The sequence below is a fragment of the Pseudolactococcus hodotermopsidis genome, from assembly GCF_011170085.1.
In the GTDB taxonomy this organism is placed as follows: Bacteria; Bacillota; Bacilli; order Lactobacillales; family Streptococcaceae; genus Pseudolactococcus; species Pseudolactococcus hodotermopsidis.
Window position 1 is genome coordinate 1 of the sequence record NZ_BLLI01000055.1, and the last position, 15,382, is coordinate 15,382.

The 15,382-nt window shown below is 33.8% G+C and carries 14 protein-coding genes; 11 read left to right on the forward strand and 3 right to left on the reverse strand.

What is annotated here, in order from left to right:
* Positions 1–261: 261 nt before the first annotated feature.
* The gene (locus tag Hs30E_RS08400; protein ID WP_489752592.1) at positions 262–2,430 is read right to left on the reverse strand and encodes an LTA synthase family protein; all 2,169 of its coding nucleotides are present in this window, start codon (positions 2,428–2,430) and stop codon (positions 262–264) included.
* 188 nt (positions 2,431–2,618) lie between these two features.
* On the opposite strand from Hs30E_RS08400, the gene Hs30E_RS08405 reads away from it, so the two are divergent.
* The 3 genes from Hs30E_RS08405 to Hs30E_RS08415 are packed head-to-tail and all read left to right on the forward strand — an operon-like array spanning position 2,619 to position 4,823.
* Positions 2,619–3,758, forward strand: coding sequence for a class I SAM-dependent rRNA methyltransferase (locus Hs30E_RS08405; RefSeq protein WP_172209512.1), 1,140 nt, complete (start codon positions 2,619–2,621; stop codon positions 3,756–3,758).
* Positions 3,755–4,405: a type I 3-dehydroquinate dehydratase gene (locus Hs30E_RS08410; protein ID WP_172209513.1), complete on the forward strand. Its 651-nt coding sequence runs from the start codon at positions 3,755–3,757 to the stop codon at positions 4,403–4,405. Before Hs30E_RS08405 ends, Hs30E_RS08410 begins: the two co-directional genes overlap by 4 nt.
* Before the next feature lies 1 nt (position 4,406).
* Positions 4,407–4,823, forward strand: coding sequence for a hypothetical protein (locus Hs30E_RS08415; protein WP_172209514.1), 417 nt, complete (start codon positions 4,407–4,409; stop codon positions 4,821–4,823).
* A gap of 80 nt (positions 4,824–4,903) precedes the next feature.
* On the opposite strand, the gene Hs30E_RS08420 is transcribed toward Hs30E_RS08415, so the two are convergent.
* Entirely contained in the window at positions 4,904–5,320 is a 417-nt protein-coding gene (locus Hs30E_RS08420) for a transposase (protein WP_172209515.1), read from the reverse strand.
* A gap of 286 nt (positions 5,321–5,606) precedes the next feature.
* A complete protein-coding gene (locus tag Hs30E_RS08425; protein WP_172209525.1) occupies positions 5,607–5,978 on the reverse strand; it encodes a transposase in 372 nt (123 codons plus the stop codon).
* Positions 5,979–6,722: 744 nt separating this feature from the next.
* On the opposite strand from Hs30E_RS08425, the gene Hs30E_RS08430 reads away from it, so the two are divergent.
* The 8 genes from Hs30E_RS08430 (at position 6,723) to Hs30E_RS08465 (ending at position 15,104) form a co-directional block, all read left to right on the forward strand.
* Positions 6,723–7,583 carry an HAD-IIB family hydrolase gene (locus tag Hs30E_RS08430; protein WP_172209516.1) on the forward strand — a complete coding sequence of 287 codons (861 nt, stop codon included), beginning with the start codon at positions 6,723–6,725 and terminating at the stop codon, positions 7,581–7,583.
* Positions 7,580–8,716: an MFS transporter gene (locus Hs30E_RS08435; RefSeq protein WP_172209517.1), complete on the forward strand. Its 1,137-nt coding sequence runs from the start codon at positions 7,580–7,582 to the stop codon at positions 8,714–8,716. The genes Hs30E_RS08430 and Hs30E_RS08435 overlap by 4 nt, the downstream gene beginning before the upstream one ends.
* A 12-nt stretch (positions 8,717–8,728) precedes the next feature.
* A complete protein-coding gene (locus Hs30E_RS08440; protein ID WP_172209518.1) occupies positions 8,729–9,550 on the forward strand; it encodes a radical SAM protein in 822 nt (273 codons plus the stop codon).
* A gap of 460 nt (positions 9,551–10,010) precedes the next feature.
* Positions 10,011–10,277, forward strand: a complete 267-nt coding sequence (locus Hs30E_RS08445; protein WP_172209519.1) for a hypothetical protein — start codon at positions 10,011–10,013, stop codon at positions 10,275–10,277.
* Positions 10,278–10,515: 238 nt separating this feature from the next.
* Positions 10,516–11,082, forward strand: coding sequence for a hypothetical protein (locus Hs30E_RS08450; RefSeq protein ID WP_172209520.1), 567 nt, complete (start codon positions 10,516–10,518; stop codon positions 11,080–11,082).
* The gene (locus tag Hs30E_RS08455; protein WP_228462030.1) at positions 11,064–11,684 is read left to right on the forward strand and encodes a CDP-glycerol glycerophosphotransferase family protein; all 621 of its coding nucleotides are present in this window, start codon (positions 11,064–11,066) and stop codon (positions 11,682–11,684) included. The genes Hs30E_RS08450 and Hs30E_RS08455 overlap by 19 nt, the downstream gene beginning before the upstream one ends.
* A 32-nt stretch (positions 11,685–11,716) precedes the next feature.
* The gene (locus Hs30E_RS08460) at positions 11,717–13,513 is read left to right on the forward strand and encodes an XcbB/CpsF family capsular polysaccharide biosynthesis protein (RefSeq protein WP_172209522.1); all 1,797 of its coding nucleotides are present in this window, start codon (positions 11,717–11,719) and stop codon (positions 13,511–13,513) included.
* Between the two features lie 64 nt (positions 13,514–13,577).
* A complete protein-coding gene (locus Hs30E_RS08465) occupies positions 13,578–15,104 on the forward strand; it encodes an RCC1 domain-containing protein (protein WP_172209523.1) in 1,527 nt (508 codons plus the stop codon).
* Positions 15,105–15,382: the final 278 nt, after the last annotated feature.

Genomic DNA, 15,382 nt, shown 5'->3' on the forward strand with positions numbered 1-15,382 from the left:
TCCTTAATTTGTGGTATTATCAATTTCGAAATTTAATTTCGGGAGAAGTCTATTAAAAAACAAGCAACTAATCAGTTACTTGCTTTATAGGGGAAAGGAGTTTCCCACACGATTTGACAAAGAGCCAAAAGTTATCAGGAAAATCTGCGCCAACCGTTAGAAATTATTTCACAAAATTAGTCGAAAGTCATTTATTGACATCAGAGCGCGAAAATAAAGCGCGAAAATATTATTTAAAAAAATAGTAGATCAAAACATCTACTATTTTTTACTCGAAGAAATCGAACTACTAACATCCGAATTTTCTGGTTCAGGCTCAGGATTTAACTCTTGATATGTCTGAGTTTTCCAAAGTTTTTTGGTTGATTTGTTGCCATTTTGCGAGAAGATTGAGGTTGATTTATCGCCCAATTTTTTTTCGATTGCCTTGGCTTTCTCTAGCCCATTGTTGTAGCTATATTTGCTCGGATCAAGTGCTTTTAAACCGTCATCAGCCCAAAACCTAATCAAATCGCCTGTTGTAATGGCATCAGAAATTTTGAGTTGTGCTTCAGATTGTGCGTTATTGTCATCAATTCTTTTCTGCGTTTCTGGATCGGGATTGGTAATTTCTTCGCCTGTTTCTGTTTTATAAATGCGACCTGCATAGCTCGTTAAAACAGAATCAACCCAGTTATCAGTCGTGCGCATGGTCAGCAAATTTCTACGATTAGGACTGAGCAAATCTTGTCCGATTTCAGGATATTTACTGTTATCAATGCCAAGTAAATGCAGAAGTGTTGGGAGATTATCAACCTCACCACCATAGGTATGGTTGACATAACCCTTATCCATACCGGGTACGACAACCATATAAGGCACACGTTGGAGCATAGCATTATCATAGTTAGACCAAGTTTCCTTATCCTTGCCAAGGAGTTCAGCCAGATTGGGATTACGCGAGTTCGAGATACCATAGTGGTCGCCGTAGAGAACGATAATAGAGTTTTTGTAAATGTCAGAGGCTTTGAGATAATCAAAAAATTCTCTAACGGAAGTGTCCATATAATTAGCAGTTGCAAAGTAGCCATTAATTGTATCATCGTCAGTATTAGCAAGCGGGAAACCAGCTTCATCGCCCTCAAATTCAACATAAGGGTAGTGATTTGAAACGGTAATAAATTTGGTATAAAAAGGTTGTTGTAAATGCTCAAAATATTCGATTGAATCACCAAACATATATTTGTCGTGCAGACCATACTGGAAAGAATTTGACTTGTCAACATCAAAATAAGTTTGATCGAAGAAGTAATCATATCCTAAGTGTTTATAGGCTTCATTTCGATTCCAAAATGATTTGACATTGCCATGGAAAACAGCTGACGTATAGCCACCAGTTTGAGCTAAAATATCAGGTGCTGCTTGAAGTGTATTTTTACCGCCATTATTGACGAAAAATGACCCTTGTGGCAAGCCAAAAAATGAATCTTCCATCAGAGTCTCAGCATCAGAAGTCTTACCCGCCTTGACTTGATGAAAGAAGTTGTCAAAAGCAAAAGTTTCTTTTGAACTAAACAAGGTGTTAAGAAACGGTGTCACTTCGTATTCTGTTTCAGCTTCCGTTTCCTCATCGGTTATTTTGAGTTTATAGTTGATTACGAACTGCTGAAAGCTTTCTAAATGGATATAGATGACATTGCGTCCTTTAGCAATACCATAAGTATCAGGATTCGGCGCAGCATAATTTTCAGTGATGTATGTTTCAACCTCATTGACATCTGTCGGTTTAGCCTCTTTACGAACTTGATTGGTTTTGTAGGTGTTAATAGCATCGTACATCGTGAATGGCACAATTCCGAGATAACGCACAACATATGTATTTGAAAAACCGCGTGTGAGTAGCTCAGGACGGTCGATTTCAGCGAGAAACAAGTTGACTGTGAAAGCGAGAACTGACACTGAAGTTATCGCAAAACTTGCGCGTTTGTTAAATGGTCGCTTATCAAATCTGATGATTTTTTTTATCATCAAAAAAGCGATGAGGACAAAGTCAATAATAAAGAAAAGATCGGTAAGATTGAAAAGATTGGCAGCAGATTCGCCGAGACCAGCTGAAACCTTACCAGACGCCATCAGCGTGTTTAGCGTAACAAAGTCAGTAAATTCGCCAAAATAAGTGGAATTTGAAAAAAGCCAAAACGTCAAAGCAGAATAAATGACAAGTGAAAAAATATAATAAACCTTGGTGTTTTTTATATAAAGTGCCAGACCAATCAGCAATAATGTGCTTGAAATCGGATTAAAAATCGCCAAAAAGACTTGAAAAGAATTGTCAAAATCCAAATCAAATTTGAAAAAGTAGGCAAACAGCGTTTTTAGCCAATACAAAACGACCAAAAAAATTGTGAAACCCATGCGTGTTGAGAGTATGTTTGAAAATTTCTTTAACAAATTGTCGTTTCCTTATATTCTTTGTCTATGAGAACAGTTAATTGTTCACTAAAATATCTTATTCCATTTTACGCTTTTTTATTGTTTTTCGCAAATATTGGTGTCAGATTGATTTGGCAAATGATTATCAAATGAAAATTCAAAAACAAAGATGACACTGTGGCTTTTTTCGTGTATAATTTAGAGTAATGACTAAAATAACGATAAATAAATTTGCGGCGAAAAAAATTCGTCAGGGAATTTCCGTACTTGATGTGCGTGATTTTTCCCATGAAAACTATGCGGATGGCTTTGCAGCACTGTATGTCGACAAGACTTTTTTGACGAATGCTTATTTTTCTCGTCAAAATAAGGGAGTTGGTTGGACAATTGAGACGACAGACTTTGTGCAACTTTTTAAGACTGCTAAAGCCAAACGCCAGAATTATTTTAATGATGAGTTGACGACAGCTTTTCGTATTTTTAATCAAGATGGCGATGGTTTTGGTGGCATGACAGTTGATATTTATGGTAATTTTGCGCTTTTTTCTTGGTACAACAGTTTTATTTATTCGCTGAAAGCTGATATTTTAAACGCTTTTCGTCAAGTTTTTCCTGAAATTTTAGGGGGTTATGAAAAAGTTCGGTTTGAGTCTAAATTGCCGATTTCTAGCCATATTTTCGGCGAAACTTCACCTGATAAATTGACTATTTTAGAAAATGGTGTCAAGTATCAAGTTTTTCTCAATGACGGCTTGATGACTGGAATTTTCCTTGACCAGCATGAGGTGCGTGGTGCTTTGCTTGATGAGCTTGCGGTCGGCAAGGATGTGCTTAACTTGTTTTCGTATACGGCAGCATTTTCAGTCGCAGCAGCTATGGGCGGCGCTGTTTCGACCGTTTCAGTTGACTTGGCAAAACGGTCGCGTGAGCTGTCAGAAGCGCATTTCAAGGCGAATGGTTTGGCACTTGAAAATCATAAATTTCATGTTATGGACGTTTTCGAGTATTTCAAGTATGCTGCGCGCAAAAATCTGACTTTTGACCTGATTGTCATTGATCCGCCGAGTTTTGCTCGCAACAAAAAGATGACTTTTTCAGTTGCCAAGAACTACCATCAGCTGATTGCCGACTCGCTACCGATTTTGAACAAATACGGCAAAATTATTGCTTCGACTAACCATGCGGGTTTAACGCGCGAAGCGTTTTTGACAGAATTATCGAAAGGCTTTGGCACTCAGAAATTTGATATTATCAAGGAATTTAGCTTGCCAGCAGACTTTGTGACAAATCCCTGTGATCCACATTCTGACTATCTAAAAGTTTTTGTATTGGAGATAAAAACATGAAAATTGTTGTGCCAATTATGCCAAGAAGTCTAATCGAACTCTCAGAATTAGAAGAATCGAAATTTATTCAAGCTGATATGATTGAATGGCGAGCTGATTTTATGCCGTTTTCTGATTTGGAAATGGCTGCGCGTGAAGTCAAGAAAAAATTTAATAAAAAAGAAATTATTTTCACATATCGAACGGAAGATAAAAGTGAAATAATCATTTCAAAAGAAAATTATGCAAAAATAATTGCAACATTTGCAAGCGAATTTGATTATATTGATATTGAAAAATTCACTTTTCCTGAGATTGTATTGCCTGAAAATGCGATTTTTTCTTATCATGATTTTGAGAAAATACCTGAAAATTTATCCGATATTTTGACAGAAATGGTAGTAGCCATGCCAAAAATTGTCAAATTTGCTGGTATGCCACAAAATTTTGCTGATGTTTTGCGTCTGATGTCTGAAACAATTACCATGTCTGAAAAATATGAAACTCAAACTTTTGTGACCATGGCAATGGGTGAGATTGGCAAAATCACACGATTTATGGGCGATGAGTTTGGCAGTAGTTGGACTTTTGCAACTGTTGAGACAGCGAGTGCGCCAGGGCAGTTAGCGCTTTCTGATATTTTGAGTATTCGGAAGATTATAAATTAGAATGAGTTTGAAAAATATGACTTTTTATACTTTTGATACACTAACTTATCGAACCAAAGCACATTCTGGCATACCATTAACGGAGCATTTAAAGATTGGTTTATCACGAAAATTGGCGCGGAAAATGGGGTTGAAATTTGATGAATTACCTGAAATGCCAAATGTTGGAACTGATGATACGAAAATTTTTGTAAGAACTTATAAAGAGGTTGATTTTCTGGCGCAAATTGGTGAAAATGGAAAAGTCGTTAGAAGTCAAATCCCGAATTTTGAATTTGATGCAACATATGTTGATTATGGCGTTGTTATTTTATTGAATTTTGATTCGGAAATGATAGATGATCGCATGGCGAACATAGGTTGGAACTTTTATCAAGCGCCACGAAATTTAACTAAAAAAATGGCAGATTTTATATAAACCCGAATTATTCACGTTTTCTTAAACACATCTCAAAATAATCAATTAAATCGAAAAAGTAGTTTCTGATGATTGTTATTTTAATAAATTTCATGTCGATTTTCGGAAACTAAGCCAAAATGAATCTGAAATTTCCAGTTGTGCTTGGTTATTCGCGTCGCAATTTTAAAAACACGTTCACGAATTGTCGTAATCGTCGCTTCTTTCAAAGATTTAGGCATAACGGTCTGTTTCATCAAATACATCAAGTTATAAGCGATGTTTGATAGCATCATTCTCGCCTGATTTTTGACGAAATTACTTGAAGACATCTTGTCAAAAGAAAAGCCATTTTTGATTTCCTTGATGAAATTTTTCATCGTGCCACGCAGTTTATAACAAGACACAACACCTTTGGCAGAAAAACAATCGGGCAGATTGGTCACAATAAAAGTTTGGTTGAACAAGAGCTCGGTATCATCTTGACGAAAGCTACAAACGCAGGTACGACCTGCCATTTCTGAGCTTGATATTCTGCTTCGTCATAATAATATTTTCTATCGTTGGCGTTGTGATAATCTTCCAATATTTTGAAGTTGCGTGTCAAATATCTGAGACGGGAATTGAGTTTCAAGCGAATAACATAATAAAGGGCATCTCTAAAAACTGCTTTTGTTCATTTTTAGATAAAGTTTTCTTAGGCTAGGAAATTCGACGAAGGCTTGCTGGTGCAAGTCAAGGAGGATTGACGACGACTAAGGAAATTTTAGAAAAAATGGGCAAATCTGAGTTTTTAGAGATGCCCTAAATATTTTCTTTTTCACAAAAATCGTATAAATCGGGTGTCGCAAATCCAGAATCGCCTCGAATAATAATTGTTTGAATGCCACATTCTTTCTTTAAAAATTGAATAATCGGCTTAACAAAATCAACGATATTTGTAGAAGAATACTCGCTCCCCTTGCAAAGCATGGCTCCAAGGCAAAATCCATTAGCGTCAAATGCCAACTTTGGTTGGAATCCCATGCCCCCATAATGCGGGTTATAGTCCGCAAACTCTTGTTTACCAAAAGTATCAGAGTGTGTTGTATCCAAGTCAAGAATGATTGAATCTGGTTGTGTGGTTTTATAGAACAGCTTAGCTAATGCTTTCAGAACGCAATCAAATTCTTGAATATATTATCGTGATAAAAATTTTTTCGTTTATCGTGAATATGGCTATATTTTTTGAAGAATCTTGATAAACCCGCACTGTTCCTCAAATTTCACAAGCGCTGCACAACCTCCATCAATTGACAATTTATTACCATCATCAATTAACTCAATATTGGAGTGTCAAGCGAAATTGAAAATGTCCCAAAAAAAGTCTAAACATGAGTTACGTTTTGCTAAAGCAAAATTTGCTTTTAGATTCCATTTTTGATATTATTGAGTTATGATTTAAGCTGAATTTTCAGCTTGATATTCCAGAAGCGTCTTACCGATTCTTCTGAGATACTTTTCGAAAGATGCAAGTTTCCAAAGAAAATTTAACATTTACTGAAGAAGAGTTTGAGAGAAGATTTCAAGAAAATAGAAAATACATGGAAAAAAATACGAACTCGAGTCAATAAAAATATGGGAAAAAATTTATTATACAGATTTAGAAAAAGTATTAAGGGCATCTCTAAAAACTCAGATTCGCCCATTTTTGTTAGCTCATAAAATCGCTAACAGAAAAAAGATGTGCACCTGCGGTTACTCGGTGCATGAAAAAATTGCTAAAATTTCCTTAGTCGTCGTCAATCCTCCTTGACTTGCACCAGCAAGCCTTCGTCGAATTTCCTAGCCTAAGAAAATTTTATCTAAAAATGAACAAAAGCAGTTTTTAGAGATGCCCTTAAGAATGAAAAATATCGTTGAAAATAGGAAAGAGAGCTTATGAAACAAATATTATTTTCTGACATAGATGGGACAATCATTTCCGAGAAAGGAATTGTGAGTGAAAAAGTAAGTAAATTTTTTAGTAATATTATGCAAGATAAGGAATTTGATATTGTCCTTGTAACAGGCAGGAGCTATAAGTATGTTGAAAGTCTGGGTTTACCATTTGATGCGATTACATCAAATGGGGGAGAAATTTATCGAATAATTGACAGAGAAGTACAACTGCAACGACTTGCACAAATTGATACAGATACTTTCACTAGGCTAACAAAGTATCTCAATAATATTAATTCAGTATATGTAGTATCCACCGAGCGAGGAAATATTATACTGAAAGATACCGATATTATTCCAACTGTGGTAAAATTAGCGTATCTTCACGGTAATGATCCAGATGAGGTGATTAAGGGAATAGGAATTTATTACGACATTATCTATACAAAATCAATTAAAGTTGATAATATAATGAATTATATTGAGCAAAATAATTTGACCGTTAGCAAAGTAGAGGTATTTAGTGGGGATAAAGGAAAAAGAAATATAATTGAAGACTATCAGAAAAAATTTCCATCACTAAATATATTTTCATCACATATTAGTAATATTGAGTTTACCCCATCTGACATTTCTAAAAAAGTAGCTATTATGGAGTATGTCAAAGGACTAAATGAAGTTGAAATCTATTCAATCGGTGACGGAGAAAATGATATCTCAATGACGGAAATTGCTAAGAAATCCTTTGCTATGGGAAATGCAAGTGAAAATTTAAAGACATGCTCTGATTACATCGTATCAAATGTAGAGAATGATGGCATATTAGATGCTATCAAAATTATTCGAGGAGAGATGAATTGAAAAATACAGCAAAAGTTAGATTAATATATTTTCTAATATGCTTTTCGCTGTTTATTCCAATCGAATCTCTATACTTAAGTGGTGTAGGCTTATCGAAACAAGAGATAGCGGCAATTGTACTTAGTGTCACAATTTTTACAGGGATTCTGGAAATACCTACAGGGATTTTATCTGATATTTTTTCACGTAAAACAATACTTATCTTTTCAGTTAGTTCGTTTGCTATTTCCTATGCTTTATTATTAATAAGTGGTAATTTTACAGGAATATTAATAGCATATTTCTTTGAAGGCCTAGGCTGGAGCTTTGCGACAGGAAATAATGAAAGTATCTTAAGGATAGATTTATCAGAAGATGAATTTTCTACTGAGCTTTCTAAATATTATGAAGTAGGTTTTCTTGCATTGGCTTTATCAAATGTTGCAATCATACCAATTAATTATATTTTTAGTGATTATAAAATTCCAATAATAATCTCTTTAATTTTTAGAATATTTGGGATTGCTTTATCTATTTCAATTCACTCTAATAGTCGTGCAAGAAGTGAGCAAGTCAATTTTAATTTTGATGTTTTAAAAAAATCATTTGTAGTAATTCGAGATAACAAAATTCTATTCTTAATTGAAGGTATCTCTAAGTTTTCGTTTTTTTTACCAGTCGTTTATCAACTACATCTACTTGCACAAGGCAAAGCCTCGACTTTAATATTATCAATTAATTTAGTAAGCTTCTTTGTTATGTATCTTTCGCAAAAAATCTATCCTATTCTTAATAGTAAATTTGGAAAAAGAAATTTATTATTGGGATCTGGGGTAATGCAATCAATACTCATATTCGCATTACTATTCAATGGCTTTTATCTATACTCTGTGGTGATAATAATTATATATTCTTTCATCCCAATTAAAATGCAAATCATTTCTGAATATAAACATAAAATTGCAGATGATTCAAATAGGGCTACTCTTATTTCGATGTATTCTTTTGCCGTAAATATTATTTCTTATATTTTTTATTTATTAATAGGAACAATATTAAGTTATTCGTATTTTGGTGCAGTCGTCACATGGGGAGTTTTGCTGTTAGCGCTTACGTTATTCAGTCAAAAATATTTGGTTGAAAAAGAGTATTAAGGAATTTAGGTCATGGCGAGAATAAATAAATATATCTCAACAAAAAGTTTAATAGTTAAGTCAAATTTACCTGAAGCAGATTATGTGATAAATCCTTATGTAGGATGTTTACATAATTGTGTATATTGCTATGCGAGTTTTATGAAAAGGTTTTATAAAATCGACGATGATTGGGGGAAATTTGCAATCCCAAAGACATATTCTCCTATTAAAAATATTCAAAAATATGATGGAAAAACTGTTTTATTTAGTTCGGTTACAGACCCATACCAACCAATTGAGCGAAAATATCAATTAACCCGTAAGATTTTAAGTGATTTTAGAAATTCAAGTGCGAAATTGGAAATATTAACTAAATCACCATTAGTTTTACGTGACTTAGATATATTGAAAACAATTCCGTATGTTACAGTAGGAATGTCCTTTAGTTTAACTATTCAACAAGCCCGCAGAGTGTTTGAAGTAGGTTGCGTCGACTACCAGATAAGACTTGATACTATAAAAGAAATAAAGAGATCAGGAATTAGGACATACGCTTTTATTTCACCTATTTTTCCAGAAATTAGTGATGTAAAAAAAATAGTAAATGATGTGTGTGATTATGTTGACTACATATTTTTTGAAAATCTTAATCTTAAGGGAATATACAAAAAAAATATCCTTTCTTTGATAAGAGAATATTATCCTGACTATATTGAATTATATGAAAAGATATATTCCGACTCGAATTATGCCTCTACATATTGGAAAGAGCAGGAAAAAAACATCGTAAATTATCTGCAAGAAAAAAATATCGTAAATTATAAATTTTTTTTCAATCACGGAAGGCAGTAACAAACTTTTGGGAGAAGTTATTATTTACAAAAGTTGTGATAAATATGTATTATGGTAATGTAAAAAGATTATAAAGCAACATTAAAAAATTATAAAAAGCGCATAAAATTTGAGGTTTATCTCAAATTTTAGCCCGTGAATTAACTCAATATTGGAGTTGAAATTTATCTTCATTGGGTGTAAAATAGAATATGGAACTTCCTCTCTTGTTATTTAGTCGTTAAATTAATTATACAAGACGGAGGTCTTTTATTCCTAGAAGGATGAGAGGGGTACAATTGAAAACACTGATTGGCGATGGGTGGGGTGCGTTTTGTGAATTATTCGGGTTTATGGCGCTTTCTTTTTAATTTGAAAAGACATTTTTATGATTTTGACAGTGGGAAGAATAATCTGGAAACGTTGTTGTTATTCAGTTGACATTAGTTAGAGATAAAAGTTCAGAAAAGAGGTATGAGGTATGTTGTTAAAAAATTTATTAGTTTTTGTTCTACTTGCTAGTGTTCTTGCTATCAGTCGGCATTTTTTTGAGAAAGTCATAACTAATCTGGTTATCAAGCCTAATTTGAATGTGAACAAAAAATTTCGTTTTCTTTTTTATCTGATTTGGATCATCCTATTGGCACTAGTTTTTGATGTGACGAAAATAGTTAGTTTTCTAGTAGGTGTGATTTTAGTTGGCTTGGGCTTTGTGTTGATAGATAAGTGGGTCATAGCGCTAGATTAGGCTTGATTAACTAGATGCAACCGAACAAAAATCAGTTCTTCCTCTCTTGTTATTTAGTCGTTAAATTAATTATACAAGACGGAGGTCTTTTATTCCTAGAAGGATGAGAGGGTTACAATTGAAAACACTGATTGGCGATGGGGTGTTGTGCGTTTTGTGAATTATTCAGGATTACATTAGTCGAAAAAATTGGGAACAAAGTGATTAAAGCAAGTTATCAAAAAGTAGACATAATGACATGAAAACTTATTTGGGACGAGAAATTTTCTCGACCATAAATTTTACGCTTGATTTTGAGTTACCTAACTGGCTATCTGAAAAGAAATATACGCTCGAATTTTATTTTAAATATAAAAATAAATTGCTAGCCCCACAACAACTAATTCATAGTTGGACGTCCAAATTTTATGATGGGAATAAACTGTATGTTGATGAAAATGCCCTAGTCACAACAACTTATTTGGGAAATGCCTTTACGATTCAAAAAATAGCTGATAGAAATACTTTTGTGGCAGATGTTTTGTCAAAGAAAAATAATTATCAAGATGGCTACTTATTTGCACGTTTTACAGAAAATTTTGAAGTTTATCGCAATAAACGGATTTGGCTTTTTATTGATCGACCGACTGCGATTGGCGATAATGCAGAGGCTTTGTTTCGTTATTGTACCAAAAAAAGAGATGGTATTGAAAAATTTATGGTCATACCAGATGCCAGCTATTTTCAACAGTTTGAGGGTGTGAGCAAAAAGATTATTGTTTTTGGCAGTTTTGAATACAAATTTTTATTGATGTTTGGAAATTAACAGGTCTAGCAAGATATGACACATTGTTAGAAAAGGCTAAAGAAAAAGCTCCCGAAAAAGTGATTCTCTTTGCTCCTACTTGGCAGAGGAATATTGCAGGCGTGTTTGATGCTGTTTTAGGTAAACATGCCTACTCTGAAACTTTTAAGGAAAGCAACTATTTTAAAATAACAAATTCATTTATCAATTCGCCTAAATTGATAAATGAATTTAAAGAAAACGGGTACAAACTAAAATTTGTCAGTCACCCATCGATGAAACGTCAAGATGAAGATTATCAACTAAATGAAGTTGTGAGTTTCACATCTGAAAAATATAGTGATCTGATTAGTCAATCAGCTGCGATGATTACTGATTTTTCATCTGTCCATTATGACGTTGTTTTTCTAAAGAAACCTGTCTTTTACTTGGATATAGAGAATGATTCCGTTAAAAAATATCATATTTCAAAAGAATATGATTGGGAAATTAAACAACCTTTTGGGGATTTATATTCGACTGTTGACGCACTGGTTGATTTGATTGAACATGACAAGCTTGAAATGTCGCCCAAATATCAAGTAGCAGTTGATGATATTTTTGAGGCGATTATGGATTTATAGAAGGTAAACTGGGCTATTGTTGAGGAGAGGTTATGCCAAAATATCAAATATTTTACAAAGAAAATCGGAACATTATTTTATCTGAAGATGATACACCGAAAATAATTGAGAGTAGTCTCAAATTTATGGGTGAAAATAATATCCTTGTTTTAAAAAAAGGGGCAATTATCAAGGAAAGTGAGTTAATCTTTCACAAATCAAATTCAATTATTTATATCGGCAAGGGGACTTTTACAGCCAAAGTATCCATTTTTAATGATAGTATTGCTTACTTCGGAGGGTCTACATTTTATAATCCAGTCGGTCGTGCATACTTTAAAATAGCTGAACATCAACAGTTATTTATTGGGGATAATGGTTTGATAAGTACGAATGTTTCGATTGAGACAAATGATGCCCATCTATTGTTTACAGAGGAGGGGAATACTTTTAAACGTAAAAATATGGCTGGTTCAATTGTCATAGAAGACCATGTTTGGCTGGGGCGGAATGTTTCTGTCAATAAAGGCAGTTATATTGCTTTTAATTCTGTTGTTTCAGCTAATAGCATGGTTAACAAGGTGTCGCGTGAATCTGGGGTGGTGCTTGCGGGAACGCCAGCAAAAATTGTTCAAAAAAATATATTTTGGCGTGGCAACGAAACTAACTGGTATCAAGAAACGGATACAGAGAGTTGGTCGACTTACGAGCCAACGAAAGAAGAATTGACAAGGGTTGACTATCGTCAATATATTGAGAGCATTAATCAAGTTGATTTAGCACATTTTCCAGAGAAGGCAGCCTTTCAACTAACGGTACTTGATAGGCTTTATCGTAAAGAAAATCCTTCTGTCAAAATAAAAGATTCTGATTATCTTGAAAATTTGTCATACACTGTGTTTTATGATAAAAAATTTGACGCACGTGAATATAGAGTAGATTTGTCACGTTTTAACGGAAAGAACATTCATGAAATTGCTTATGAAAGACTAGATGAGGAAATATGCTTACTTTATAAACATTTACTTGCGAACAGTTACGTTTTTCATAAACAGGAAAAAACAACATCTATTTTGAGTAAAAGATGGGTATATACACCAGTTGAGTTAGATAAAGAAAATGCTACCAGTGTTAAAAAAAGAGGGAACCTACTCTATTTTACTGAATATTTGGGTTCAAAAAAAACAGCTGCCAAAGATAAAAAGTTGTTAGTGATATTTTCATCTAATCCATCCGAACAAGAAAAGTATAATGAATCAATGTTGATAAGGAGCGGTTTTCCGACATTTCCTGATATTAAACGCTCTCTGACCAAAGATACCTATATTATCAGAATAGTAGATTTTAATCTTTCTTCTGGTTCCTTTTATCTCAATACGGCTAATTTTGTAAGTTTTGAACAAAATATTCAAGAATTAATTAAGACTTTTGCCGATTATCACAGCGTACCTAACAATAATATTGTACTTTTTGGTGCATCAAAAGGTGCAACAGGTGCTTTGATTCATTCATTAATTGGTGGCTATAAACTGGTAGCAGTTGATCCAATTATTGATGATAGAATTTATCCAAATGATGGACATCTTCAAAAATCATTTAGAAAACTTGATTTAACACCACGTGTCAATTCATTATTATCACAAGCTAATCATGTTAAGAGATATATTGTAAATAATCATCATGTTAATTATACCTATAAGCAATATGCTAAATTAAATAAGAAAGAAAACCTCATTTTCTATGATACAGCTGATGAAGTTGATAATCGTCATCCAGTCATTTTGAAATCTGCCATACCAGAAGTATTGGCAATGTTAAATGTTTTATTGAATGAGAGACTTCATTTATAAAACAATTTTAAATATTCAATTAAAAATGTTATAATAAATAAAGATAAAACAAGGGAGAGAAGTTATGAAAATAAAAAAAATCTTAGGAATCATTGCTACGTTATTGACAGTTTTCGTTGTTAAAAATACTGTAGATGCAGCCACTGTGATTCAAAATAATAACGGTATCTTTTATGCTTGGGGGGATAATAATTATGGTCAATTAGGAACTGGTAACACGACAAATGTTCCCGAATCAGAAAAAGTCAATCTTGCCCAAATAGCTATGTATCCGTCATCCCCGACCTATGATGCGGCAGGAAAATTTGTTAAGGTCGTGCAAGTAGAAGGTGCGATTATTGCCATGGACGCATACGGTGCACTTTGGACATCAGGACGCAATAATGTTGGTCAACTTGGACGTGGACTTGCAACAGATGCGATAGCGAAAAAATTTGAAAAAGTATCAGGCAAATATACATTTTCAGATTTTACAGTTTCAAATAGTACGATTATAGCCAGTGTCAAAGATCGTGCAGGGGAATTTATCACATTTGGTAAGCAGACACCCAATTTCAATTTTATGCCGCAGCCTGCAAGTAAATATTTTGACACGCTACCATTTAGCTGGGTATCTAATCGCCCAGTATATTACAAAAAAGTAGGAAATAATGTCACGGAAATTCAACAATTTGAAAAATACAATGATTTCACGGTGAAAGTTAAAGGCAGTCTTGAAACGAATCAATATAACCCAGATAATACAATTGGTCATGTAAATGTCTATAATTTGCAAAAATATTCAGGAGGAAAAACAACTCCTGATCAACGTTTACAGTATTTCTATGACTATGACTCGACCTATTTAAAAGTGACGGCAGATACGAAATTAGATGCTGAAGGCTTTAAATCAACAGTAGACATGAACTATTATGATACCAAAGGTTTCAAAACCAAACATTTTGTACCGACCTTTCAAAAGGGGAACAATGTCGAATCAGCAGAGTGGATTGAGGATTATTCTGCAAAAGATGGTTCTAAAAAAACATATACTAAAAAATATGATGCCAATGGTTTAGTCTATCCTTATGCACCCGAGTACACAACTGATCGCAACAGTAAAGGGGGCGTTTGGATTTCGATGGAAGAAACGGACTATGACAAAAATGGCAAGAAAATTTTATACGCCCTGTCTAAATATGATCAAACAAACAAAAAAACAAACTATCGTGAATTTCAATATATTTGGCTCTACTCACCATTAAATGGGAATACCACAAAATATTCTGAACTCCAATATGACCCAACTATTGAAAATAAACAACTCCGAACAGTAGCTAATGGCTATAGTGAGACTGTTAGCCGCCTGCGACTTTCTGGTTGGGAAGATGAGGTGATTAATGTCGCTAATCCAGGCAATCGGACAACTACAAGCAAGCAGTTTTCTGATGATGGGCAAATGACGAATAGATTAATCACCTATTACGATGTTAAAAAAGTGAAGACAAAAACACTCTATACAAAATATGATTCAGCTGGTAAGCTGATATCAACAGAGACTAAAACATTTAATGCATCTGGTGCTGTCACATCAACTGTGGTTAAAAAATAACTGGAAAAAAGAGACTGGGACAAAAGTCTAAAAGTAGAAAAAACACATGAAATTCGTTTTTGAAAATGTTGATTTCATGCGGTTCTTCTATTAGACTTCTCCCAAAAATAAAAAAATTTGTTATACTATAGTCATGAACTATGAATCCCTTAGCAAACTCAGCGATAGTCATTTTAAACGTCTAGTTGGCGTTAAACGTCCAACCTTTGAATCTATGAGCAGTCTTCTTAAGACCGCTTATCATGAAAAACATAACCGTCGAGGTCGTCACAGTAAAT